Raw genomic sequence first — 22,498 nt, 5'->3', positions numbered from 1 at the left:
AGTATTCTTATCGGGTAGGGACAGGGATATTGTGGCGTACCCAAGGACGAATATTCAATGGTACTTAATGGTATCTGCCAATAAAAAAGCCAGCTTAGCTGGCTTTCTTTCGATGTTATTTAGCATTACTCAATATCGAGTGGTTCTGGCGATAGAATGACGCCAGTGTTATCGGCATAGATATGATCGCCAGGGAGGAAGGTCACGCCGCCAAAGTTGACCGGGATATCGACTTCACCCACTGAATTGCCATCGGCGCCCACAGGAATTGAAGCAAGGGCTTGAATGCCGATGTCTAATTCTTCCAGCGCATCCACATCGCGTACTGAACCGTAAACGATAATGCCTTCCCAGTTGTTGTTGACTGCGATTTCTGCGATAGATGCATCGATCAGGGCGCGGCGTAATGAACCACCACCGTCAACCAGCAAGACTTTACCTTGGCCATCTTCTTGTAAGACCTCGGTGATTAGGCCGTTGTCTTCAAAGCACTTAATGGTGCTGATAGAACCGCCAAAAGAGCTACAACCACCGTAGTTACTGAACATGGGCTCGACTACATCTACGACATCTAAGTACATGTCACATAGTTCTGAGGTGTTGTATTCCATATTTACACTCCTATTGATCCGCGTTGCGTACAGTTTAGCGAGTTTACGCCAGTATAAAAGGGATTCCTGAAAAGAAAAGTGTTATCAATCACGGTATTGTTGCACTTGGACGTTAACACTTATGTTGTAAACTTTCGTCACTTAACAGGTGTTTATCCTCAAAACTTGATATCGGTCATTAAATAACGGTTTTTTATTACAACTCTGTTGCGCGTTTTGGTATTATATCCCAAGTTTAAATTAACTTACTTAACTTAATTTGCTTTAGGGGCAAGGACCCCCCGTTACGCTTATGGACGGTAGAGGGCCTTCGAGAGGTGCCTATGGAAGCTGTAAACACGATTGAAATTATTGGTTATTTTGCCTCAGTAATGGTGGCAATTTCACTTATGATGAAGAATATCATCTGGTTAAGGTGGTTAAACTTTGTCGGTTGTACCTTGTTTGTTATCTATGGCGTATTTATTTCAGCCTGGCCTGTTGCGGGGATGAACGCCTTTGTTGCCTGTATCAATATTTACCATTTGACGAAAATTTACCGCGCTAAAGCGCTGGAACAAGCTGTCGCTTGAAGGTTTTCTGACAGTGCTGCCCGTTCATAGCAACTGGGCAGCACTGTATTCTCCCTGTACGTTTTCCCTCTTGCTCCAATTGATAGCTTCATTCCTCGCCATTTTCGCCACATATGTCATAAAACTTTAGGCCTGATGTCACTTTACCGTCATCGGCAGTTCTTAGTCTCACCTTAACACTGAGCACTTAAGCCATCTCTGTTTAAGTTGTCGTAGGTTTAGCGTGGGGTTCTATCGTGAAATAGTCGTCTGACAGGGCGTTAACACATGCAGACGCTAACAGCTGTCGAGAGAATGCACTCATTAACATCGCCATGATACTCGCTGGCATGCCAGCAAGGAGCCTGTTTTATGTTGAGTTACATTACAGACTTAGATAAGCGCATGTTTTACCGCATTGTGGATTTGAGCCAACGTCACGGTGTTTATGCTTGGGCGAAGCGGATATCGGCAACTGGAGATGGGCATGTGTATCTGTATCTCTCTGTTGGGTTGATGCTGACACACTCCCAAGGGCAGAACCTGTTCAATCTGCTGTTGGCGAGTTTTTTGATTGAATTGCCGTTGTACATATTACTCAAAAATAGCATTCGCCGTACTCGACCCTGTCATGCCTTGGTTGGGTTTGAAAGCGGCTTTGAACCCTCAGATCGTTTTAGCCTACCTTCGGGACACACGGCGGCCGCCTTTGTGATGGCCACAAGTGTGGCGCAGGTGTATCCCGTGGCTGCGCCTTTTGCTTACGTATGGGCGCTCTGTATTGGTGCCTCACGTATTGCGCTTGGGGTGCATTACCCCTCAGATATTGTCGCCGGTGTTCTGTTAGGTACGGGGGCTGTTTTGCTTGTGCATCCCGTGATTTAACACAATCAGGCACTCATTCGTTGGATACCTCCTTGATTCACCACTCTTTCATTCACAGTTAAAGGATAAGCAATGCGAATACTCTACGGAGTGCAAGGCACAGGGAATGGTCATTTAAGTCGCGCTCGAGTGATGGCAAAGGCCTTAGTTGAGCACAATATTCAAGTCGACTTTTTGTTTTCGGGGCGCAAGCCTGAAGATTTTTTCGATATGGAGTGTTTTGGGGATTACCGCGTCCAAGAAGGGATGACTTTTGCTACGCACTCAGGGCGAGTCAATATCACGCAAACGGTGAAGCAGAATTGTTCCTTATCGTTGCTTAAGGATATTCAAGCGCTGGATCTGAGTTGCTATGACCTCGTTCTAAATGATTTTGAACCCATATCCGCATGGGCGGCGAGGCGCCAGGGAGTCCCCTCGATTGGGATAAGCCACCAAGCTGCATTGACTCATCCTGTGCCTAAATTGGGAGGCACTTGGTTGAATGAGTTACTACTCAACTACTTTGCACCGGTGGATGTGGCTTTAGGATGCCATTGGCATCATTTTGGTTTTCCGATCTTGCCTCCCTTTGTCGAAGTGGATGTCAGTTCCATTGAACATACCCATCAAATATTGGTGTATTTACCCTTCGAAGAGGCGGATGTGATTGCCGACTTTTTTAAGCCTTTTACGGATTATCAGTTTTTGGTGTATCACGCCAAGCAGCCTACCAAACGCATTGCCGATCATATTCAATGGCATGGGTTTAATCGTGATGGATTTAAACAGCATTTAGCGAGCTGCGGTGGTGTCATCGGTAATGCGGGATTTGAGCTGGCGAGTGAGGCGCTGACCTTAGGTAAAAAGTTGTTGGTCAAGCCGCTGATTGGTCAATTCGAGCAGCTATCGAATGTGGCAGCGCTACAATTATTGGGCGCGGGTGATAGTATGATGAGCTTAGATATCAGCGCGGTTAAGCGTTGGCTTAAGGCCGCATCGCCAAATCCCATTGCCTATCCGCAAGTCGGTGATGCTTTAGTGAAATGGATAGGGAGTGGTCAGTGGCAGCACACCGCGCCATTGTGCGCCGATCTTTGGAGCCAAGTGAAATTACCAGACACATGGCGCTAAGATTGATGTGAGCACTGTGATAAAAGGCTATTTCCGCTCTAGCTGGGAATCTGGGGTTAGCGTATAATTTGGCCAATTTGCTGTTAGCCCCTGCAGCGTGTCTTTATTGGCCTAGTCTGGCCACAATTTAGTTGTCATAAATGAGCCTTAAGAAGTTTACCCAGTACAAGTTACTGTTTTTAATGTTGTTGTCCCTCGGTATTTTGCTTCCTTTTATTCCCGATCAAGCCTACCACATGCCCGGCCCTGATACTGCCAAGCAAAATCTGCATGTGATTGAATTTAACGATCAAGGCCAGCCCCACAATGATGGACAATGGCAAGCGCTTAAGGCGCGGATTTTACAACCCAATAATGGCACTGCGCCTGAGTTGCTGATTTTTGTCCATGGCTGGCACCACAGTGCCAATCCCAAGGATGAAAACTTTGTCGCTTTCGAACAGTTTTATCAGCAAATGGCGGCCTCTGATTCTCAACGAAACTTGCTCGGCTTATACATCGGCTGGCGGGGAGATAAGTACGATCCTTTCTGGCTCGATGGTTCAGATGATGCTACTAGTTGGATTGAACCATTGGATTTCCCGACTATTTTGCAGCGTAAAGCCGTAGCAAAACGCATAGGGCAAACGGGTTTATCGCAGTTACTGGATAAATTGGATGGATTGGTCGCTGAGCATCAGTTACTGCGTTATACCGTTATCGGTCATAGTCTTGGTGGCTTAGTCGTGTTGCACGCCAGCAAAGATAGAATTAAGGCGGCTATCGATACTGAGCAAGATAACCCGAATCTATTCTTACTGTTAAACCCAGCAGCGCCAGCGCAGGATTTTAAACCGCTCGATACTTTGATGAGCTTAGATAGGCAAAAACCGAGTATGGTGGTGTTGCAATCTAAGGGCGATTTTGCGGTAAAAGAGGCGTTTAATTACATAAAAGATGGCGAACGGGCACTGGGTAACTCTTGGGCAATAACCCATGATATCGATAAATGTTCAGGCGGTAACTGTGCTACGCCGATGAAAATGCCTTCAGCATTAATGGCTCACGATCAGCTTCCCGGTTGTATGATGACGTTGCCGCATTCGGGCTGGAAAATTCGAGCCCGCTTACAGGCAAGGCGCAGTGTACAGACCTGTCCCGATGCCAATATGCAGGCGGTTTGGGTGCTCGCTGTGTCCGATGAAATTGTCTCTGGGCATAATGGGATCTTAACGTCGGATCACGCTAAGGCGCTGTCCGAGGTGATGGGTATGATTGATTTATATCGAAATCAATTGCCTAAACATGCGGTTGAAAGCCCAGCGAATGAAGATTTAGCCGCCCTTGCGCCAGAGCCTGAAGCCACAAATACAACCAGTGGCCAAACGAGTACTCCAGACGAGCCTGTGGTTATTGTTGAACCTGTTGCTGAAGCTGAAAACCCATCACAGCAACCAGAGCCTCCAGTACCGATAAAGACAGAATCAACCTTGGAATTGCCACCGCGGGAAGGTGTAAAGGAAGAATCGCCACAGGCTAATCCAGCGAATGAGCATCAACCGCTAGAGGAAACGCCACCTCGACCTAAAGTTGAGAATGAGTAACTCATTACTACAATTGGGTTACCACAATCTCGGCGGTAAAATGAGCATATGGAAGTGCGCACTTTATTGATTTTTCATTTGCCATTTACGCCAACTTAGCAGCAGTAACGAGATTAGCAACAGACTAACGATCGCCCATGTAGGGTATTTATGTTGATGATAAAACGCGAGTATTGGTGCGATTTCATCGCGGATTAACACTGGCCCTAGACCAAAAAGAGTCACCCAAATGCTGGTGGCGAGTAGGTTGCCCATCACAAATTGTTTAAAAGGCATCTTGGCCAGCCCACAGCCTATAAACATAAATTGCTTAAGCCCTTCGACAAAACGGCTGAGCACTAAGGCCGCAATGCCATACTGGCCAATCACATCATGAATTTTGTCTTCTAGTTTGGGTTTTATCCAACCTTTTCGCAGCAATACCTCGCCAAAGCGTCGACCAATAAAATAACCCAATGTGTTGCCACACAGGGCTGCACCGCTGGCTACGATCAAAACTAATGACAGTGACATTTGCCCCGTAGCCGCCAGTAAACTGGCAACAATGAGTAAGGATTGTCCTGGGGCTGGAATGCCAAATCCCTCGACGGCAATAGCGATAAACAGCAGCAGATAACCGTATTGCTGCAACCAAGGGGTCATTTCGGTAATAAGGTGTTGTAAGACTTCTGGCATGATGAAAACAGGGAGCGTGAATGAATCATCCCATCTTACTCGGCACTGCCAAATTTAGGGTAGCTTTATGAGCAAAGTTTCATACTGATTTTATGGAATGGAGCATATCGAAGGCACAAAAAAGCCGAACTCAGTTCGGCTTTTTAGGCATTACGACTTAATGGTCGCCTAAGCGAAAGCGGCCTGCAGTTGTGGTACAACTTGCTTCTTACGGCTTAATACACCGTCTAACCACACTTTGCCATCAACTGGAGTTTTACCGTAGGCGCGGTTAATCAGATCGGCATCGTCAGAAACCACTAACAGTTCTGAGCCTTCTTTCATAATGTCGGTCAGCAGTAACAGTACGCTGTGGCGGTTACCTTCAGCCTTCAGTGCTTTAATATCGGCTTCTAGTTCGGCTTTGATTGCATCAAATACTGACAGATCAATTACTTCTAATTGGCCGATACCGACTAAGTTACCGTTCATGTTGAAGTCTTTAAAGTCGCGCATCACGAGGTCGCGTGCTGGCGTGCCTTCAACTGCCGATTTTACTTTGAACATTTCCATGCCCAGTGCTTTAAAATCTTCGATGCCTGCGATTTCGGCTAAGGCTTCAACGCAGCGAATGTCAGCTGTGGTGCAAGTCGGTGATTTGAAGATCACAGTGTCGCTTAGGATGGCGCACATCATAATGCCAGCGATGTTTTTAGGAATGGCGACTTGGTAAAAGTCGTACATCATCTTAATGACCGTGTTGCTGCAACCAACAGGGCGGATCCAACACTCTAATGGCGTATCAGTGGTCAGATCGCCTAGTTTGTGGTGATCCACAATCCCCACGATAGTCGCTTTGGCGATATCGTCTGGTGCTTGAGTTAGTTCAGAGTGGTCAACAATATAGACCTGCTCGCCAGCATAGCTGGTTTTGTATTCTGGTGCTTCAAAGCCAAAACGCTCCAGAATAAAAGCGGTTTCGGGTGATAACTCACCTAAACGTGCGGCAACGGCTTCTTCACCGATTTGGTTTTTGAGATAAGCTAACGCGATAGCACCACAGATTGAATCAGAATCGGGGATTTTGTGACCGACAACGTACATAGGCATTTCAGGGACTCTCCTTTAAATTTGTGGCAATTTTAACAATATTTCGTCGGATTCGGAAATAGCCAAAGCGCATATCGCTGCGCCTTAAGCGGCTATTTTTGTCAAAACTTAGGCATTGTTGACTCAGATTTTAGATTTTCACTTTTATCACGACTTTACGCACCGCTGTCGGTGTATCACTCGTGCCGGGCATATGCATGTCGCCAGGGAAAAAGAGCGCAAACATCCCAGCCTTTAATTGAATGTAGGAGGCGTTGGCTTTATTCGACTCGTAATCGAACTCGGCGTAATCGTGCTTTTCAAAATAAGGTTTTGAGGGTGTTTGGTCGGCCAATGGCAGATAACCAAACTCTTCTTCGCCGCTGACCACATACTGCACATCGATGTATTTTTGGTGTACTTCAAAGGGTTCCGTCGATTGTGGCTTGGTGTGGTAATCATTGACGATCACGAAAATATCCTCGCCATCGAGGGGATAATTGCCAACGGGCAGTTGGCTAAAGTCGGTGCTGGCAAGATGTGCTAATGCCGTGGCAATGCGTGGACTGAGTGATTGATAAATATGGCGATTAGCTAAGGTATCTACAATCATGGGGTACTCGATATGGCGTAAGTAAATGAGTGAATTGTAAAGATTATAATCAGTTCACCGCCGTTAGAACATAAGCGATAGATATAAAAAAACAGGCCATAAATGGCCTGTTTTGATGGTTTGCGGCTTAGTAAGTGTACTTAGCCTCGAGGAAGTAGTATCCCCCATTAAATCCAAACGGCGTGTTGGTTAATGGATAGACGAAAATACCATTGAAGTTATTGTCATCTGGGCGTTTTTCAGGATACACATCAAACAAGTTTTGTACGCCAGCGGTGAAGCTTAAGGCATCGGTTGCGGCGTAGCGTACGGATAAATCCATCACCCATTGGTCGCTGTAATTCACATCACCCGTTGAGTAACCCACAGTGTAATCACCGAAATAGCTGAGGCGAATGTTAGTCTTAAAGTCACCTAATTCATGGGTCAGACCAAAGTTACCTGTGTTATGTGGCGTCGCAGAGGTCATGCGGGTTTGTTCGATATTATCGAAGAGTTTCGGGCCGAGTCCATCCAAAATTTCAGGGAAATGAATATCTTGAATTTCGGTTTTGTTATAAGCGTACGCCAAGTTGGCGCGTAAATCGCCCCAAGAGCCGATATCAAAATCTTGGCTCACTACTAGATCAACGCCGCGAGTACGGGTATCGACGGCGTTAATAAAGAAGCGCGCCGATTCCGCATTGGTATTGGCCAGCGCCGCTGCAACAGCTGGTGAGTCGTTTGGGGTCACTGAGCTTGAGAGGATAATCCTGTCATCGATTGAAATCTGATAGGCATCCAAGGTTAACGCTAAACCCGTATCATTGGTGTAGACCAAGCCTAAGCTGAAGGATTGCGACAGCTCTGGGTCGAGCTCGTTAATGCCAAGGGCCTTAGTGACTGGTGATAAGGTGTTGAAGGTGCCTGATTCGATAGGCACTAACTGGCCCGTAGTCGGATCAGGATTAAACAAGGTAGAGATATTGCTAAAGTACAGCTGTTGTACGCTCGGCGCTCTAAAGCCTGTGTTCACTGTGCCGCGCAGCGCTAAATGGTCAGTGAAGTCGTAACGGCCCGCGAGCTTCCAGCTGGTGTTGCCGCCAAAGTCAGAATAGTTTTCGTAACGTAGCGCCGCTGCCCAATAAAACTCAGTGGTTAATTGGTTTTCAAGCTCGACATAAACACCGGTATTGTCGCGAGTTTCATCGACTTCTGATTCGGGCGTAAAGCCGGTAAAACCTTGGCTGCCCGCTGCACGGTTATCATAACCGCCATTGATGTAAGAACCCGGTTCGCCTGCGTCAATCTGATAACCGTTTTGGCGCCAAGAGACACCCGTTGCCACTAAAATCTCTGAGTCATTGGCAAAGTTATAGTAGCGCGAGATATCGATGTTCAGGTTTGCTTCGCTGGTGGACAGGGTGCCCGCATCGAATTCCGTCGGGCTATCTGGGCCGAGTGATGCGTTTAGGGTGTTTACAATGTTGTATTCGAACGAGTTTCCGCCATAGCCCGCTGAAGTATCAATATTCCACTCGCCGAGGTTGAACTCATAGCCCAGCACGAATGATGAGTCGATAATCTTAGGATTGATCTGCGGTAAAAAGCCGTCGGGATAAAGCTCGGTCAAGTTACGGGCATCGAGCGCGCGGCGATAAAATGCGCCAGATTTGGTTTCACGTTGGCTAATGCCACCAAAGGCATAGAGTTTACTGTCGTTTGATAAAGGCTGCGCCGCGTTGATAAATAAGCCTAAGTTATCGTATTCGGCGTCGCCCACTTGGTGGCTCTTGCGGTTGAAAGTCGCTTCACGCGGATCATCTGAACCGTCTGGCAGCTTAGGATATTGTTGGCGTGGATCTAAGCCTGCGCGGTTGGTGCTGTCTTTATGGTGAGCTTCAACGCCAATATTCACAAAACCGTCGTTGTTTAGGCTGATCCCGTGGTTCACACCAACGCGCCATTGTTCACCGTCACCCAGATAGGTTTGTCCGGCTTGAGCCGACACGCTACCGCCTTGGTCGTTGTCTTTTAAGACTACGTTGATAACACCGGCAATCGCATCTGAGCCGTATTGTGCCGAGGCGCCGTCACGCAGGATTTCAATGCGTTTAATGGATGTCATCGGGATTGCGTTCAAATCGACGTTAGATGAGCCCTTGCCTACAGTGCCGCTTAAATGCACCAGCGCTGAACCATGGCGGCGTTTACCGTTTACCAGAACTAGCGTGTGATCAGGCGACAGGCCACGTAAGCTGGCAGGACGCACCGCATCTGAGCCATCGGTCACCGATGAGAAGGGGAAACTGTAACTTGGCGCGGCAAATTGCAGCGCCTTAGCAGTTTCGGTCATACCTGTGGATTCGAGTTGCTCCGCGGTAATGATATCGACGGGGGCAACGCTGTCGGTTGCGGTGCGCAGAGCGATCCGCGAGCCGACGACTTCAATTTTCTCAACGTTGCTGGCCTGTTCTTCTGCGTGTACGACAGGAAAAACCAAAGTTGAAGATACTGCTAATGCGATAACGGCTGGACGCATAAAACCTCTCAATGTGGAGTAACCTTTAGGCTGGAACGAAAACATTGAACCAACGAAAGTAACAATTCGATAGGGCGAAGGTTATCACTGTAACAATTGTTACATCTAGACAGAAAAGAACTAACTCAGAGCTTACTGTTCTAGATAATCATTTAAAGCTAGTCGAATATGTCGCCACAGCTCATATGATTGGCTAAGTGAATAAAATCATCTAGATCCATTAGGTTTGCTGAAGGTTTATCGCGCTTGGCGGCTGTGTTTTAATGGCAGTAAACCTCAGGTTTGAGGCACTTTAAGGAGTTAAGTTTTGCCCGCATTACGCTTTCTTGCAGGTCCTACGGCCTTTAACATTATCAGGGAGCAAGGTCTGCATCCCGATGCTTTTACACAACTATTGGCGGCATCCGGTGGACCCAAATGGTTAGGGATTGCGGGGCTTGATAAGTATCTTTTTGCTGAATTTTTTAAAGATAGGCAAACGCCGCTATACACCTTAGGGGCATCCTCTGGCGCCTGGCGTTTAGCCTGTTTAGCACAGCAGGATCCACTACAAGCCTACGCACGTTTAGAGGATTACTACATTGGCCAACGGTATGAAACGATACCGACACCGCAGGAAGTGAGCGAGCAGGTAAAGGGCATAGTCCAAGGAATTCTTGGCGAGACGGGTGGTCGCGAGATAGTCAATCATCCCTTTATTCACAGTCACTTAATTGCCTGCCGCGCTAAACACATCAATCGTCTTAGCCATAAATTGCCATTAGCGACTGGGCTAGCGATGGCGGCTGCGGCCAACCTCATTAGCCGCAAAACCTTGGGCTGGCATTTCGAGCGGGTGGTGTTTAGCCAGCAAGTGGCAGCATCACCTTTTAAGCAACTTGACGATTTACCCAGCCAGCAGGCGAGGCTCACCGAGGCCAATATGGATGCTGTGATGTTGGCAACGGGATCTATTCCATTAGTGCTTGCGTCAGTCTCGCAGATTGATGGTGCGACTGCGGGGCAATATTATGATGGTGGCATCACCGACTATCACTTCGATTTGCCCTTATCCCATGCTACGGGATTGACCCTGTATCCACATTTTTATCCCCATATGAGCCCTGGATGGTTTGACAAGTCCTTAAGGTGGCGTCGTGCTCAAAGCAATTATCATAATGCCTTAATACTTGCACCTTCGGCGGAGTTTGTGGCGTCACTGCCCTTTGGTAAGGTACCCGACCGTGAAGACTTTAAACAGCTGGATACTGCGCAGCGGATGCAGTATTGGCGCCGTGCCGTTGCCCTAAGCGAGCGCCTCGCCGACGAATTTGCCGAAGTGTATGCAAAGGGCAATGTCGCCGCACACTTAGCGCCGCTGTAGGGGGAAAGGGGCAAACACGCCTAAATGCTTTTTTACCGTCAGCGACTTTAGGAAGGAAATTATTTCTCCTGCTACACTCTAAATTAATAAGGTGTGGCTGATTTTTGAGCACATTCTTGTATCAGTGGGCAGGAGGTTGCTATGCAAACACGAGAAATGGCGTTAATTATGCGCGATGCCTTGTTGCTGCCACAGGGAAGGATTGAGGTCCGCGTGGTCGAGCCGGGCCAATTGCGCATGGTCGCGGATGTGTTAAAAGGCAAATACAATTTGGCGTTTGCGGCGAGTAAGCCCAGTGGCAATCCGCCCTGTTATCCGACTGCGACACAGTGCGAGATTATCGATTTTAATCAGTTAGAAGATGATACCCTCAGCATCGTTTTAGAGGGGCGCCAAAGGGTTAGTATTCTCTCCGCAGCGCAAGCAAAAGATAAGCTGTGGATGTCCCGCACTTTGCCCTGTCAAAATTGGCAGGAAGAGCCGATACAAGGGGAGTTCGAACTGATCAGTGCTGCCCTTGAACAGTTTTATGAAGTAAATCCTGACTTACTGGAGTTGTATTCCCAAGTGCATTTAGAGGATGCGGCTTGGGTGAGCCAACGTTGGTTAGAAGTGCTGCCCATGTATAACCGCGATAAGCTGGTGTTGGTGAATCAGCCCGACTGCCATAAAACCATGGATTTTGTATTGCAACTTATCAAGTCCCATGTGGACTGAAAAACCACACCAAGGCTAAAATAGCGGCTCATTATCGCCGCTAGTTGTTTCTATGACTCAAACCGCCCGTGCCGCCCAACCTTCTTTTGTGGTTCTCCCTCTGGAAGTGTTTGATAAACCGACCGTATTTTCTTTTTTGATCGAGCATTATGCCCATATTGGCGAAGCGGTTTGGCGTCAGCGCATCCTCGATGGCAAAGTGCATTGGCAAGACGGCAGCTTGATTGGATTAGATACCGTCTATCGCCCGACGGCGAGGGCATATTACTACCGTGAAGTCCCAGTGGAAGCGAAAGTCCCCTTCGAGTCGCCGATTTTGTTTCAAGATGACAACCTTATCTTGGCCTACAAACCGCATTTTTTACCCGTCACCCCCAGCGGTGATTATGTGAATGAGTGCCTAGTGCACCGTTTACGCTTAAGCACTGGGATAGACACTATCGCCCCAGCCCACAGGCTAGACCGGGAAACCGCTGGCGTAATCCTGATGACGACTCGCCCAGAGACGCGGCATATTTATCACCAATTATTTATCGATGATGCGATCCGTAAAGATTATCAAGCGATTGCCAAACTCACTCCTGAACTTTTGGCACAATATGTCAGTGGCGAATTAACTTTGCCAAAGCATTGGACGGTCAAAAATCGCATGCAACGCAGCGAACCTAGTTTTACCATGAAAATAGTTGAAGGCATGGCAAATACTCACTCGGAGATAAGCTTGGTTGCGATAAAAGGCGAGTTTGGTTTATTTCATTTGAGCCCTATTACCGGTAAAACTCACCAATTGCGGGTGCATATGCAAAGTCTTGGTATGCCATTATTAAATGATCGCTTTTATCCGACATTATTACCTAAAGGGCCGGATGATTTTACCAAGCCACTACAACTCTTAGCGCAGCGATTACGTTTTGTCGATCCAATCAGTGGACGCACGCACGATATTCAATGTGATGGATTAACACTTTAGTCAGCGGAAAGCATTATTGCCACAATGAGAAAAGTGGGCTAGTGCAATATGATTGTGTGGTTTTCTCAGCGATGATAAGAATACAGACGGAATTACGCTCGCTAGCAGTAAGGAGTCTTGTATTGGTTGTTTGAGGGAAGTAATAGCATGACCAAATCTGCAATCATTTCAATTTTGCTCTGTCTCGCAGTGCTTTTAGGCGCCATGTATGTTGGTAACTGGACGAAACATCCTTATGTTCATGAGTTGACAACAGAGATCCGTAAAGCGAGTGCGGTCATCGAACCCAAAAAGCCAAGTGCAGAGATCATGCTGGAGGATGAGAGTAAAGCCGGATCGTCATCCTCACCAAAGGTCATTTGGGATCAGATGTTAGATAATACCTCGCTGCCAAAGCGCCCCGAGTCACAGCTATTTAATCAAAGCTTGCCCAAGCAAGAAGATAGCGTGATAACGCCAGCTAATTCGGCCGTGGTTGAAAAGCGTGTTGAACCGTTGCAATAAACTATTCCTGCCTCGGTGGCTCGAACTGAGTCTCGGTCATATCCCCATGTAAAACCGCAATTTTTGTTGGTTCACCATTTTCAGCTAACGCTAAAATCCCTATCCCACTGCGGTTGACTAAACGCTTGCTGCGCTCGCCATTAGGGCGCCGACCACGAAGCGACATTCGCTTACGTTTGGTGAATAGGTTTAACGGCGAGAAGTGGCCGTAAAGCCAACCATTGAGTTTGTCGAAAAGTGGCAGCAGTTTTTCGGGGAACTGGTTTTTAATCGCGCTACAGGTAATTTGGTAAATATTTGGGCTGCTACGGCGAAAGCGAATGCTGATGTCATAGGCAAAGGAGTAGTGCACATCCCCCGAGAGGATAACGAATTGCTCTGGGGTCTTGCGGTGCATAAAGATGCTTAGCAAAGCATTGGCTGCGCCCGGATGCGCCATCCAGTTTTCCGCATCGACCAGCAGCGAAGCGCCCATAAAAGTGGCGATGCGTTGCACTGCCTCAATCACTTTGACCCCAAACATCGGCGCGGGCGAGACGATAATGACCTTAGATTGACCAAGTAGCGCCTGTTGTAAATCCATTAAGGCTTCCCAATCCATTAGGCCTGAGGGTTTGGCGAGATTAGATTCACTGCGCCAGCGGCGGGTGCGGGTATCTAACACAACCAGCTTAGGCGAAGTGTCTAAGGTGTAATGCCATTGCTCGAATTTGAGTAATAGATCGATTAATTCATCTTGGGTTTCTGGCGCTGGGCGGGCGAAAAAACCATCTAACAACGGTCGAACCTCTGCATCAAACTGGCTCGGTGCGTTACCTAAACCTTGGAATAAGGTATAGGCAATCAAGGCATTACCAATAATTCGCTTCGAAAAGGCATGGCCGTAGGCCGCCTGCTCCCACTTGGCGGTGAGGTTCCAATCGTCGGTGATGTCATGGTCATCAAACATCATATACACGGGAATATGCGCCATCAGGCGCCTAACCTGAGTGAGTCCCGCTTTAAAGGCCAGTAAGTTTTGCCATTCTTTTTGCCACCGCAGCTTGTTGGCGGCAGAGAGACCGTCGACATCCTTGGGTAAATCAACCAACTCCCATAGTTCGGGCGACCAAGTGAGTAGGTATAGGGCGATCATTTCACTCAGGCTAACTAAATGGTTTTCTGCGATGGATGAGGTAAATATCGGATGGTTGACATACCAGCGCCAAAGCGCAGTTTTGGCGGGATATTCGGTACGTGGCAGCAGCGTTTTATGGCGTAAGTACAAGCTATCGGCTTGATAACGGATTGCCTCGCTTCCCGCAATAGTGGCGCCGTGAAAGGCTTCATGGTGCAGGCCGAGTTTTTCGATCACCTGACCAATGGCGCATAACATGGGGCCAGCCACATCATCCACATAAACTTGATCGCCACTGAGCATTAACAGGGCTGGGCGCTGCTGCGAATCCTTATCGATAAGTGTTGCTAGCTTAGTATCGGCGGCGACTAAGGCATCCTCGCTATGGTGGTGGGGGTTGCGGCATGAGCCATGCCATACCTGTTTGAGTTCGGTGCAAAAGTAAACCTGGGGTGAGTCGGCACCGCTATAGTGCAATCCATTGACACCATTGAAAATATCGCCAATCCCCTTAGCCGAAACGCGGTATGGAATAGCCGTTTCAGGCGTAAGCAGTGTAGGTCGCGACACACTAATCAAATACTGAAAGGCGTGCTTGCCGAGTGGGATGCAATGCACTTCTTCCTCTGTTAACCCATAGCTTTGCTCCCCTAAGGCCAGTTGTAATTCAGTCAATGGCTCGCGGCTCACAAACCAGAGGGTAAAGTGCGAGGCATCGCAGTGGCGCAGCATCGGGCCTGCGAGGATAAGGGGAAGTGCTTGAGTCAAATTCAGCCTTTTGTTGTTAATCAGGTCGAGTGGGATAAACCCAAATCAGCTTAAGTACGGGCAAATAAGAGTAAACAAGTGCGTTGAATATGAAAAGCTTTTAGAATTATCCGCCAAATGGGTGGCTAAGTATCGCGGGGCAATATGGCAAATATTATGGTGACGGGCGCAACCGGATTACTCGGCAGGGCGGTCGTTAAACAGTTAACTGCCGCAGGGCATCGGGTGATTGCCACCGGCTTTAGCCGCGCCGAGGCGAATATCCATCGGCTCGATTTAACCCAAGCTATTACAGTAGAAGCCTTTATTGCCCAAGAACGGCCAGAGGTTATCGTGCACTGCGCCGCAGAGCGTCGCCCCGATGTGTCCGAGCGCTCGCCTGAGCAGGCTTTGACGCTTAATCTTAGCGCCAGCCAAACCCTCGCAAAGGCCGCTAAACAGCATGGAGCTTGGCTGCTGTATATCTCAACCGACTATGTGTTTGATGGCACAACGCCGCCCTATGCCGAAGATGCCGCGCCCAATCCGGTTAACTTTTATGGTGAGTCTAAATTACAGGGCGAAACCTGTGTGCTGAATACCGACAGCCGTTTTGCGGTATTACGTTTACCGATCCTCTACGGCGAAGTGACTCAACTGAGCGAATCTGCGGTATTAGTGTTAATCAATCAATTGTTAGATAGCAGGCCGCAGCGGGTCGATGCTTGGGCCATTCGCTCGCCCACCTCGACGGCGGATATTGCTGGCGCCATCGCTAAGTTGCTCAAGCGGCAATTACATATTGCCGATGTATCAGGGATTTATCATTTTAGTGCGCCGCAAACCATGACTAAGTACCAAATGCTACTGAGCTTAGGTGAGTTATTGGCGATTGACACCGCGCATTTAATCCCTGAACTCACACCGATGGATAGCGCTAAAAGGCCGCAGAACTGCACCTTAAGTTGCGGGCGTTTAGCGGCGCTGGGCATTTATTCTGAGTTGGAATTTAGCGCAGGGCTTAATCAGGCACTCGCTCAATCCAGTGCAGCACTTGCGGCTGTTGGCCTTAAGCTTAAGGAATAATGATGGTTAAAATTTTAGGAGCGAATCTGCAAGCTGCCGACCAAGTGGCGCTGCTGCGCACCTTAGGTTTATTGCTGCAAATTGGTTTGACGTTGTTTGCCGCCGATACCTTTGGCCTGAGTTTGCAAATGGAGCCGCTCATGCACGTGTTTGTGCTGGAGGTGTTCTATCTTTCGCTCACATTAGCATTACGTAAACCCTTGTTTGCTAAAGAGCGTGGTCTGTTTATCGCCCTAAGTCTGGATACGTTGTTTTGGATTTCTTGGCTGTATTTTTCGGGCGGTGCGACCAATGCGTTTATTTCGCTATTATTGTTACCTATTGCTTTGGCCGCGGTCACATTGCCCATTTGGGCGCCTTGGAGCCTGACCGCGATATCAACCCTCGCCTATAGCGTGATGATTTTTACCGTGCCAGAGTCGCAGATGCAGCACCATGGCATGGATATGAGTTCCCACTATTTAGGCATGTGGTTTAACTTTGTGATTTCAGCCTTAGTGCTGACCACCAGTGTGGCACTCATAGCCAAACGCATGCGCCGTCAGGATGCGCAGCTTGCCTATATGCGCGAAGGACAACTGCGGCAGGAGCAGTTAGTGGCGCTCGGCACTGTATCGGCGCAAATGGCCCATCAATTAGCGACGCCACTCTCAACACTGCATTTATTGCTCGATGAATTAAGGGAAGAAACCCCCGAACCCTCAATAACCTTAGTTGAAATGGAAACTGCACTAGGGCGTTGTGAGCACACCTTGGCGGAGCTGCGATTGGCGACCGAGTCGATTCGTGACCGTCGTCAGCGGCCTCAAAATCTCACTGAGCTGGTGGCTGGATTAAAGCAGAAAACCCAGTTATTGATGCCGCAAACAGAACTCAATTGGTTGATAACCTGTGAGCCTAAGCTGCTAGAAGAAAAGCAGATCTTAACCGATATGAGCTTAACCCCCGCGATTATGGCCTTGATTGAAAACGCCGCCCGCGCCAGTGTCGAAACCATAGGTACTTCGCAGGTGGATATTAGCGTCGATTGTTCGCCAAGCGAGGGGCAGGCTTATTTGCAGATCCGTGATTATGGCGCGGGTATCGCCCCTTCATTATTGCCACAATTAGGCACCTTATTAATCGAAAGCCCTAAAGGCTTAGGCGTAGCCTTGTTACTGAGCCATGCTAGCTTGGAGCGTTTAGGCGCGGAGCTTATTCTGGCAAATCATCCCCAAGGCGGCACAGTGGCGCAAATTCGTTTTACACTCTTGGCGCCTAAAGTACCAACTGGAGAAACAGTATGAAACGGCTATTGATTATTGAAGATGATCAAGCGCTTGCAGGTATTTTAGCGCGGCGTTTGACTCGCCATGGGTTTGAATGTCGTTTAAGTCACGATGCCAGTAGTGCCCTGCTGGTGGCGCGTGAGTGTTGCCCAACCCATATCCTGCTGGATATGAAATTGGCCGAGGCCAACGGCCTGAGTTTAATTGTGCCGCTGCGTAATTTGTTACCCAAAGTGGTGATGGTGCTACTGACGGGCTACGCCAGCATTGCCACCGCGGTGGAGGCGATTCGTCTTGGCGCGGATAACTATCTGGCTAAACCCGTCGATACCCAAACCCTGCTAGCTGCCTTTGAGCTTGATGCTTACCCTAATACCTTGCAAGAAGATGATGTTGACGACTCACCGCTTAATCCTAAACGGCTGGAGTGGGAACATATTCAGCAGGTGCTCAATGCTAATCAGGGCAATGTGTCGGCTACCGCTCGGCAACTGGGTATGCACCGCCGTACCTTGCAGCGTAAGTTATTAAAGAAACCGGTGAGTGAAACGGGCCGCTAAAGTAAACGAGTATTCGCTCAAGGAAGGAGGCGTGGAATGCGTGAGTATGATGGTGTTGAGGTGCGTTATCGCAGGCCCGATGCTGATTTAGCTAAAAGCTTACAAGTGGTTGAAAATCTATTGGGCTTTGCCCCGGAGCCGCAGCAGTTAGACTTTGATTTATCCTTTTGGGCGGGCGGTGCTGGGGTGCTTGATAAACTGGCGATCTCCTGCAATATCACGCCCGAGCAGTGGCAAACTCTCAAGCAAAAGCTGGACTTATATTCCCCCGAAGAGATGGTTGCGAGGGATGATTGCCGCGAAGACTTTATCTGGTTAGTTGCCGACGATGAGGAGTGCTGTGATATTTTGGCGACTTCAGCGCAGTTTATTAACGACAATAAAGCTGCCTTCCAAGAAACTTGCCTTGAATCCCATGCCATTTATTTCAGCTATATGAGCGATGTGAACGGCTGGACCGCCGTATGGGAGCAGGGCGGCCGCATCAATTATGCCTACTTTTGTCAGGGTTAAGAGGTGCCAAGGTTTATCTGTATCAGTGCTAAACGCTTGTGTCGCTACCAAGGCAGTTCTACCCCATCGTAGGCCAAAAATTGTCCTGTTTGAGTTGGGGTGGCATTGGTAATAATGCCCACTAAACACTGGGCTACGTACTCTGGTGTAAACAATTTATCTTTGGGCACACTCTGCTGAAAAGGTTTGGATAATGGCGTATCCGTAGTGCCGGGATGCAGTGCTAGTACCACGCAGTGTTTCATGCTTCTCTGCCATTCAATCGATAAGGTTTTAAGGAACATATTCAGCGCCGCTTTCGAGGCGCGATAGCTGTACCAACCCCCTAATCTGTTATCGCTAATGCTGCCGACTTTGGCCGACACTACAGCAAACCTTGCCGACACACTGCGTTTTAACGTGGGTTCAAAGTGCTTTGCCAGCATCATACTCGGCAGCGTATTGAGCTGGATATTGTGCAGGAAAAAATCCCCATCGAGTGCCTGCAGGCTTTTTTCTGGCCCCTTATCCTTTGTGTGCAGCATCCCAATACAGTTGATTAGCCAATCTAATTGGGGAATATTTTGACTCAGTTGCTTAATTTCCTCCTCAAGGGTGATATCCAGCGGATGCCAAATCACGCCATCGTCTCGCCCTGTATCGGGCCTATGATGTTTATAGGTCGTATGGATAGTGGCCTCGGGATAGAGTTCGCGAAGCTTATTCACCATGGCATGACCTATGCCACCGCTACCGCCTAACACTAAAATATTCATAGCGTTTCTCCCATGCGAAGAGCCTCTATAGCCGCTCAAGTTGCGCGAGATGTTGTTCGGCCGTTGCCAGAATGGCCTGCCTTGCTGCCTCATCGGTTTTATCCCAAGTGCGGTACAGCATGGCGATGCGTGGATTATGGGAGAGTTGTGCGCGGTGCTTATCCATAAAGCGCCAATATAGGCTGTTTAACGGGCAGGCGAGTGCGCCACTACGTTCTTTTATCTTGTAATGACAACTGCCGCAGTAATCACTCATTTTATTGATATAACTGCCGCTCGCAGCATAGGGTTTAGTGCCAACGATGCCGCCATCGGCGAATAGCGCCATGCCGCGAGTGTTGGGCATTTCGACCCATTCAATCGCATCCACATACACGCCTAAGTACCACTTATCCACCTCATCGGGGGCTATTTCGGTCAATAAACAAAAGTTACCAATCACCATTAAGCGTTGAATATGATGGGCATAGGCATAATCGAGTGACTGAGATAAAGCATGGTGCAGGCAATTCATTCGAGTCTTGCCATGCCAAAAATAGTCGGGCAGCTTGCGTGTGGCCTCGAGGGCATTAATGCTGGCGTACTGCGGCATATTTGCCCAATAGATACCGCGCACATATTCACGCCAGCCGAGGATTTGCCGAACAAAGCCTTCGACCTGAGCTATCTCAATAAAAGGGTTGGCATGATAGTGCTCAATCACCGCATTGATCACTTCTAATGGGCTGATAAGTTTGGCATTTAGGCTAAAGGATAACCTACTGTGATACAGGCTCCACTGTGCTGGATGTTGCTGGGTCATCGCATCTTGAAAGCGGCCAAAGGCGGGCAGGCAGTATTCACAAAAATACTGAAGTAATTCGAGGCTTTGTGCGCGGTTTATCGGCCAGAGTAAATGCGTATCCGCCTTGCCCATAGTATTAATCCCATGGCGTTGAAGACGCTCGAGAATGTCTTGCACATTGTGGCCAAACATCAAGGGGGTAGGTAAAGATTTAATATCTTGGGATTTAAGCTTTTGCCTGTTGTTGGCATCAAAGTTCCATTGTCCGCAAACGGGCTTGCCATCCGTCATTAAGATATTGAATCTTTTGCGCATTCGCCGATAAAAATGCTCCATCAGTCTATGCTGTCCTTGGGGGAATTCCCTATCAATTTCGTCAAAGGGCAATAAAAAGTGCTCGGTATCGACGCAATTCACCACGGCATTGGTCAACTTCAGCTGGCTTAATTGCACAAGGAGTCGATATTCGTCAGGCCGTTGATATTCAAACTTAATCGCCCCCGTTTCGGCGACAAAATACTCTAGTAATGCGTTGAGGTCGGCAAAGTCTTGGGTATCGTCGAGGGTGAGGTAACGCACTTGATGCCCCGCCGCGCCAAGCTCGCTGGCAAACTGCGCCATGGCACTAAAGAACGCACAAATTTTTTGCACATGGTGCGTCACATAGGTATTTTCTTGATGCAATTCTGCGATTAAATACAGCACCTTGGGATCGATTTGCTGATACCAAGTATGTTGGGCGTTAAGCTGATCGCCTAAAATCAGCCTAACCGTATGGAAGTGTTGTAATTGCTGCTGTGATTGCTGCCGTAATTGCATTAGGTGGACTCTGGTGAATGATTGTCGCAGTTACATCTTTCGCGATGGGATATTGCTGAACATTACGGATTGCAGCACTGTGAGGATCACAAGGCGGGGGATTTGTCGGGATTCCGACAATAAGGTTTATTTGTAAACTTCGTTTAGTTGCGCTTAAAAGGATTTTAAAATCAAAGTCAACGTCAACGTCGTGGGGCTTCACCCCCCTGATTTTTTATAAAGAGTCGACCAAGGAGAGCTGCTCGTCCTATCCTCCTTGCCTATTGTTTTCACATCAGCCAAGACGCCCCTAACGGAGTTGAAAGCCCCTTGGGCATTAAGCGTTCTTATGCTACCGCGTCAGACGCTCGTCCCTGATTCGACTGACGCTATCTCGGCATCTGATAGGCAGGATGCCTGAATGTCGTGAAGTGCATGGATGCACGAGAACGACCATGCCTCGCTCACGCAACGCCCGCAAATGCCCGGCGGCAACTCCGAGGGGAGGTGAACTTCTGTGGGTTCGGTGTTGGCTGTTTATCTCAAAAGAGTTTTGTGCGTCCCATTTTTCGATACGTTAAATAGTCCTTATGGTCTTTTGGACTTAAAGCTGGTAAGTTATTTTTAATACAAATAGTTAACAGTGGAATTTTTAAGGGATAAATGTTCTATAGTGCGCGTGCTTATAAAATGCTGGGTTTTTAAATGATAAAAATGGAGAGGGTATGAATAAGAAAGCAGGAACGGCTGTTGCGGTTGGTTTTGTATTGTTGTTATCAGCATCTTCAAGTTTCGCTGCACAACAAGTAACGAAGTCGGCCGGTGGAACCATAAAGACTGAGCTAGGGTATGGAATTGTATTGAATAAGGAATCATCACTAACTCGTGAGTGGATAACGATTCATGATGATTCTTTGCCTGTTGATATAGTTGGAACCACTGGTGTAAGTACCTCATATCAAGATAGGAACTATCAATACGTTGCAGAATATTCTATTAAGACGAAAGAAGATATTTCAGCTATCGAGATTAGGTTTTTGATTTTTGACATTTGGGGTAACCATGTCACAAATCTTTCAGCGACAGATATTGAAGACACTAAGGCTGAAGTGACAAAGACGACAAGCTCAAAGTGGAACGAATATTCAGAAAATCGAGTTTCTGAATACTACGCTTCCATCGCTTATATTTCACAGGTTAGAACAGCCGATGGCCGAGTGATAAAAGCGAACCCAGAAACAGTATTAATAGAAGCAAGAAAGTTTTCTGAAAAATTTTCAAAAAGTGATCTTGAGCCAAAACCAGAAAAAGAAAAGTAATTACCGACCGATATACTCAAGTTCTGGCTGAGTAAATAACAATATTTTAAATATGGGAATGTAATTTTATTTATCTTAAATATTAAAGATAAATGGTTTAAGCTAAATAGCTGTTCCAAATAGTAGATCAAAGGAAGGGAACTCAGTCCTGTTTGAGCGATCTGATCTATCGCCAAACAAACCCACCACTCGCCGAGGACTGAGAATGGCCATCTTACCACCACTTTGTCGCGCAGAGCGCAAACAACTACAGAAATTGATCCATAAAACCAAGGATAAACACTTCGCTCGACGTCTTATCGCTATGCTGATGCTGCATCAAGGGCTGTCGATTACTGACGTTCATCATGCTACTGGTGCAGCACGCTCCAGTATTG

At 47.8% G+C, this 22,498-nt stretch carries 21 protein-coding genes and 1 pseudogene; 14 read left to right on the top strand and 8 right to left on the bottom strand.

Annotation, left to right across the window (positions count from 1 at the left end):
* Nucleotides 1-125: 125 nt before the first annotated feature.
* Nucleotides 126-611, bottom strand: coding sequence for a ribonuclease E activity regulator RraA (gene rraA, locus AEA42_RS09780; protein ID WP_037422666.1), 486 nt, complete (start codon nucleotides 609-611; stop codon nucleotides 126-128).
* A 323-nt stretch (nucleotides 612-934) separates the two neighbouring features.
* On the opposite strand from rraA, the gene AEA42_RS09775 reads away from it, so the two are divergent.
* The 4 genes from AEA42_RS09775 to AEA42_RS09760 all read left to right on the top strand — a co-directional run bounded on the left by AEA42_RS09775 (nucleotide 935) and on the right by AEA42_RS09760 (nucleotide 4,743).
* Nucleotides 935-1,183 (top strand): YgjV family protein, encoded by a 249-nt coding sequence (locus AEA42_RS09775; RefSeq protein WP_011073879.1) that lies wholly within the window; start codon nucleotides 935-937, stop codon nucleotides 1,181-1,183.
* A 351-nt stretch (nucleotides 1,184-1,534) separates the two neighbouring features.
* Entirely contained in the window at nucleotides 1,535-2,047 is a 513-nt protein-coding gene (locus AEA42_RS09770) for a phosphatase PAP2 family protein (RefSeq protein WP_055647629.1), read from the top strand.
* A 72-nt stretch (nucleotides 2,048-2,119) separates the two neighbouring features.
* Nucleotides 2,120-3,160 carry an MJ1255/VC2487 family glycosyltransferase gene (locus AEA42_RS09765; RefSeq protein WP_055647628.1) on the top strand — a complete coding sequence of 347 codons (1,041 nt, stop codon included), beginning with the start codon at nucleotides 2,120-2,122 and terminating at the stop codon, nucleotides 3,158-3,160.
* Nucleotides 3,161-3,300: 140 nt separating this feature from the next.
* Complete coding sequence (locus tag AEA42_RS09760) at nucleotides 3,301-4,743, top strand: hypothetical protein (protein ID WP_055647627.1); 1,443 nt, start codon at nucleotides 3,301-3,303, stop codon at nucleotides 4,741-4,743.
* A 63-nt stretch (nucleotides 4,744-4,806) separates the two neighbouring features.
* On the opposite strand, the gene AEA42_RS09755 is transcribed toward AEA42_RS09760, so the two are convergent.
* The 4 genes from AEA42_RS09755 to AEA42_RS09740 form a co-directional block, all read right to left on the bottom strand.
* Complete coding sequence (locus AEA42_RS09755; protein WP_037422677.1) at nucleotides 4,807-5,418, bottom strand: DedA family protein; 612 nt, start codon at nucleotides 5,416-5,418, stop codon at nucleotides 4,807-4,809.
* A gap of 168 nt (nucleotides 5,419-5,586) precedes the next feature.
* Nucleotides 5,587-6,507 carry a manganese-dependent inorganic pyrophosphatase gene (locus AEA42_RS09750; protein WP_055647626.1) on the bottom strand — a complete coding sequence of 307 codons (921 nt, stop codon included), beginning with the start codon at nucleotides 6,505-6,507 and terminating at the stop codon, nucleotides 5,587-5,589.
* A gap of 130 nt (nucleotides 6,508-6,637) precedes the next feature.
* Nucleotides 6,638-7,099 carry a YhcH/YjgK/YiaL family protein gene (locus AEA42_RS09745; protein ID WP_011624946.1) on the bottom strand — a complete coding sequence of 154 codons (462 nt, stop codon included), beginning with the start codon at nucleotides 7,097-7,099 and terminating at the stop codon, nucleotides 6,638-6,640.
* 127 nt (nucleotides 7,100-7,226) lie between these two features.
* Complete coding sequence (locus AEA42_RS09740; protein ID WP_055647625.1) at nucleotides 7,227-9,620, bottom strand: TonB-dependent receptor; 2,394 nt, start codon at nucleotides 9,618-9,620, stop codon at nucleotides 7,227-7,229.
* 307 nt (nucleotides 9,621-9,927) lie between these two features.
* On the opposite strand from AEA42_RS09740, the gene AEA42_RS09735 reads away from it, so the two are divergent.
* From AEA42_RS09735 to AEA42_RS09720, 4 genes are all read left to right on the top strand, one after another.
* Nucleotides 9,928-10,983: a hypothetical protein gene (locus tag AEA42_RS09735; protein ID WP_055647624.1), complete on the top strand. Its 1,056-nt coding sequence runs from the start codon at nucleotides 9,928-9,930 to the stop codon at nucleotides 10,981-10,983.
* 141 nt (nucleotides 10,984-11,124) lie between these two features.
* On the top strand, nucleotides 11,125-11,700 hold the full coding sequence (locus tag AEA42_RS09730; protein ID WP_055647623.1) for an LON peptidase substrate-binding domain-containing protein: 576 nt from the start codon (nucleotides 11,125-11,127) through the stop codon (nucleotides 11,698-11,700).
* A 52-nt stretch (nucleotides 11,701-11,752) separates the two neighbouring features.
* Nucleotides 11,753-12,670, top strand: coding sequence for a pseudouridine synthase (locus tag AEA42_RS09725; RefSeq protein ID WP_055647622.1), 918 nt, complete (start codon nucleotides 11,753-11,755; stop codon nucleotides 12,668-12,670).
* Between the two features lie 147 nt (nucleotides 12,671-12,817).
* On the top strand, nucleotides 12,818-13,174 hold the full coding sequence (locus tag AEA42_RS09720; RefSeq protein WP_055647621.1) for a hypothetical protein: 357 nt from the start codon (nucleotides 12,818-12,820) through the stop codon (nucleotides 13,172-13,174).
* A 1-nt stretch (nucleotide 13,175) separates the two neighbouring features.
* Here the strand turns inward: AEA42_RS09720 and AEA42_RS09715 are convergent, their stop codons facing one another.
* The gene (locus AEA42_RS09715) at nucleotides 13,176-15,023 is read right to left on the bottom strand and encodes an alkaline phosphatase D family protein (RefSeq protein ID WP_055647637.1); all 1,848 of its coding nucleotides are present in this window, start codon (nucleotides 15,021-15,023) and stop codon (nucleotides 13,176-13,178) included.
* Nucleotides 15,024-15,203: 180 nt separating this feature from the next.
* On the opposite strand from AEA42_RS09715, the gene AEA42_RS09710 reads away from it, so the two are divergent.
* From AEA42_RS09710 to AEA42_RS09695, 4 genes are read left to right on the top strand one after another with little or no spacing between them, the layout of a single operon-like run.
* Nucleotides 15,204-16,124: an SDR family oxidoreductase gene (locus AEA42_RS09710; protein ID WP_055647620.1), complete on the top strand. Its 921-nt coding sequence runs from the start codon at nucleotides 15,204-15,206 to the stop codon at nucleotides 16,122-16,124.
* Nucleotides 16,125-16,126: 2 nt separating this feature from the next.
* A complete protein-coding gene (locus AEA42_RS09705; protein WP_055647619.1) occupies nucleotides 16,127-17,410 on the top strand; it encodes a HAMP domain-containing sensor histidine kinase in 1,284 nt (427 codons plus the stop codon).
* Complete coding sequence (locus tag AEA42_RS09700) at nucleotides 17,407-17,952, top strand: response regulator (protein WP_037428969.1); 546 nt, start codon at nucleotides 17,407-17,409, stop codon at nucleotides 17,950-17,952. Before AEA42_RS09705 ends, AEA42_RS09700 begins: the two co-directional genes overlap by 4 nt.
* 36 nt (nucleotides 17,953-17,988) lie before the next feature.
* On the top strand, nucleotides 17,989-18,465 hold the full coding sequence (locus AEA42_RS09695; RefSeq protein ID WP_055647618.1) for a hypothetical protein: 477 nt from the start codon (nucleotides 17,989-17,991) through the stop codon (nucleotides 18,463-18,465).
* Nucleotides 18,466-18,509: 44 nt separating this feature from the next.
* Here the strand turns inward: AEA42_RS09695 and AEA42_RS09690 are convergent, their stop codons facing one another.
* Together AEA42_RS09690 and AEA42_RS09685 are read right to left on the bottom strand one after the other, a co-directional pair.
* A complete protein-coding gene (locus AEA42_RS09690) occupies nucleotides 18,510-19,220 on the bottom strand; it encodes an SDR family oxidoreductase (RefSeq protein ID WP_055647617.1) in 711 nt (236 codons plus the stop codon).
* A gap of 25 nt (nucleotides 19,221-19,245) precedes the next feature.
* The gene (locus AEA42_RS09685) at nucleotides 19,246-20,823 is read right to left on the bottom strand and encodes a cryptochrome/photolyase family protein (RefSeq protein WP_055647616.1); all 1,578 of its coding nucleotides are present in this window, start codon (nucleotides 20,821-20,823) and stop codon (nucleotides 19,246-19,248) included.
* 704 nt (nucleotides 20,824-21,527) lie between these two features.
* Between AEA42_RS09685 and AEA42_RS09680 the strand changes: the two genes are divergently transcribed.
* Nucleotides 21,528-22,121 carry a hypothetical protein gene (locus AEA42_RS09680; protein WP_055647615.1) on the top strand — a complete coding sequence of 198 codons (594 nt, stop codon included), beginning with the start codon at nucleotides 21,528-21,530 and terminating at the stop codon, nucleotides 22,119-22,121.
* Nucleotides 22,122-22,326: 205 nt separating this feature from the next.
* Nucleotides 22,327-22,498, top strand: a pseudogene (locus tag AEA42_RS22255) (IS630 family transposase); the annotation flags it as partial.

Source organism: Shewanella sp. Sh95, from assembly GCF_001308045.1.
GTDB lineage: Bacteria > Pseudomonadota > Gammaproteobacteria > Enterobacterales > Shewanellaceae > Shewanella > Shewanella xiamenensis.
This window is presented reverse-complemented; position numbering and strand designations above follow the sequence as displayed.

What these genes read in the sequence shown, in the direction of transcription:
- AEA42_RS09765 (WP_055647628.1), top strand. Translation starts at nt 2,120, where the DNA reads ATGCGAATACTCTACGGAGTGCAAGGCACAGGGAATGGTCATTTAAGT.
- AEA42_RS09750 (WP_055647626.1), bottom strand. Translation starts at nt 6,507, where the DNA reads ATGCCTATGTACGTTGTCGGTCACAAAATCCCCGATTCTGATTCAATC.
- rraA (WP_037422666.1), bottom strand. Translation starts at nt 611, where the DNA reads ATGGAATACAACACCTCAGAACTATGTGACATGTACTTAGATGTCGTA.
- AEA42_RS09745 (WP_011624946.1), bottom strand. Translation starts at nt 7,099, where the DNA reads ATGATTGTAGATACCTTAGCTAATCGCCATATTTATCAATCACTCAGT.
- AEA42_RS09680 (WP_055647615.1), top strand. Translation starts at nt 21,528, where the DNA reads ATGAATAAGAAAGCAGGAACGGCTGTTGCGGTTGGTTTTGTATTGTTG.
- AEA42_RS09700 (WP_037428969.1), top strand. Translation starts at nt 17,407, where the DNA reads ATGAAACGGCTATTGATTATTGAAGATGATCAAGCGCTTGCAGGTATT.
- AEA42_RS09710 (WP_055647620.1), top strand. Translation starts at nt 15,204, where the DNA reads ATGGCAAATATTATGGTGACGGGCGCAACCGGATTACTCGGCAGGGCG.
- AEA42_RS09760 (WP_055647627.1), top strand. Translation starts at nt 3,301, where the DNA reads ATGAGCCTTAAGAAGTTTACCCAGTACAAGTTACTGTTTTTAATGTTG.
- AEA42_RS09730 (WP_055647623.1), top strand. Translation starts at nt 11,125, where the DNA reads ATGCAAACACGAGAAATGGCGTTAATTATGCGCGATGCCTTGTTGCTG.
- AEA42_RS09705 (WP_055647619.1), top strand. Translation starts at nt 16,127, where the DNA reads ATGGTTAAAATTTTAGGAGCGAATCTGCAAGCTGCCGACCAAGTGGCG.
- AEA42_RS09770 (WP_055647629.1), top strand. Translation starts at nt 1,535, where the DNA reads ATGTTGAGTTACATTACAGACTTAGATAAGCGCATGTTTTACCGCATT.
- AEA42_RS09775 (WP_011073879.1), top strand. Translation starts at nt 935, where the DNA reads ATGGAAGCTGTAAACACGATTGAAATTATTGGTTATTTTGCCTCAGTA.
- AEA42_RS09695 (WP_055647618.1), top strand. Translation starts at nt 17,989, where the DNA reads ATGCGTGAGTATGATGGTGTTGAGGTGCGTTATCGCAGGCCCGATGCT.
- AEA42_RS09755 (WP_037422677.1), bottom strand. Translation starts at nt 5,418, where the DNA reads ATGCCAGAAGTCTTACAACACCTTATTACCGAAATGACCCCTTGGTTG.
- AEA42_RS09720 (WP_055647621.1), top strand. Translation starts at nt 12,818, where the DNA reads ATGACCAAATCTGCAATCATTTCAATTTTGCTCTGTCTCGCAGTGCTT.
- AEA42_RS09690 (WP_055647617.1), bottom strand. Translation starts at nt 19,220, where the DNA reads ATGAATATTTTAGTGTTAGGCGGTAGCGGTGGCATAGGTCATGCCATG.
- AEA42_RS09685 (WP_055647616.1), bottom strand. Translation starts at nt 20,823, where the DNA reads ATGCAATTACGGCAGCAATCACAGCAGCAATTACAACACTTCCATACG.
- AEA42_RS09740 (WP_055647625.1), bottom strand. Translation starts at nt 9,620, where the DNA reads ATGCGTCCAGCCGTTATCGCATTAGCAGTATCTTCAACTTTGGTTTTT.
- AEA42_RS09715 (WP_055647637.1), bottom strand. Translation starts at nt 15,023, where the DNA reads ATGCTGCGCCACTGCGATGCCTCGCACTTTACCCTCTGGTTTGTGAGC.
- AEA42_RS09725 (WP_055647622.1), top strand. Translation starts at nt 11,753, where the DNA reads ATGACTCAAACCGCCCGTGCCGCCCAACCTTCTTTTGTGGTTCTCCCT.